Below are 740 nucleotides of genomic sequence, written 5' to 3'. Positions count from 1 at the left end.
AGCCGGTTCGTGTTCTCGATCCCGGTCTTCCCGATCCGCGCGGTCCTCGTCCCGCAGTAGGCCCGGAAGTCGGCGTTCCTGAGCCCGCTGCGGGCCATGAGCGTGAGGTCGTACGCGGAGGAGTACTGCCGGGGGTGGTCGTACCCGTCAGGGCTTACCACGTACGTGTCCACGGCCTGAAGATCAGCGGCCTTGGCCCGCATCTCGGCGACGGTCCGCTCGATCCCCCCGTTCATCGCGGCCAGCACCCGCACGGCGTCGTTCCCGGACCGCAGGAAAACCCCGTGCCACAGATCCTCGACGCTGTACGTCACCCCGGCCTTGATCCCCACCAGGCTGGACCCCGCAGGCACAGAGGCCAGCTCCACCCCCCGGACGGTATGCCTCTCCCCCCGCGCGAACTTCCCCAGCAAGGTGTCCGCGAACAGCATCTTGAGCGTCGAGGCCGGCGCGAGCCGCCCATGCGGATCCCGCGCGGCCAGCACCTCCCCACTCTCGTGGTCGGCAACGATCCAGGCCCGGGCACTGATGTTCACCGACGGGACCGTACAGAACAATGGTGAGAAAACACGAACCCTGCCCGAGGGCGTGTCCGACCTGGGGTTTCAGCGGAGGAGCCGCGCCCTCCCCGCGGACCTCACCTCCCGAGGATCCGCTCGACCTCCGCCATCTGCTCCCCGCTCAGCGGGCCCTTCCCCAGCGCCCCCGCGTTCTCCTCCGCCTGGGCGACGGACCTGAAG

General features: G+C 69.5%; 1 protein-coding gene and 1 pseudogene. Both read right to left on the bottom strand.

All coding sequences use genetic code 11. From position 1 onward, the window contains the following. On the bottom strand, window positions 1-536 hold a 536-nt coding region (locus AOK24_RS51150; RefSeq protein WP_420876690.1), incomplete at its 3' end, for a D-alanyl-D-alanine carboxypeptidase family protein. Window positions 537-637: 101 nt separating this feature from the next. Further along, a pseudogene (locus AOK24_RS51145) lies at window positions 638-740 on the bottom strand (aldo/keto reductase); the annotation flags it as partial.

This window comes from Streptomyces niveiscabiei (genome assembly GCF_001419795.1).
In the GTDB taxonomy this organism is placed as follows: domain Bacteria; phylum Actinomycetota; class Actinomycetes; order Streptomycetales; family Streptomycetaceae; genus Streptomyces; species Streptomyces niveiscabiei.
The sequence above is the reverse complement of the archived record's forward strand: the minus strand, read 5'-3'. Positions and strand labels throughout refer to the sequence as shown.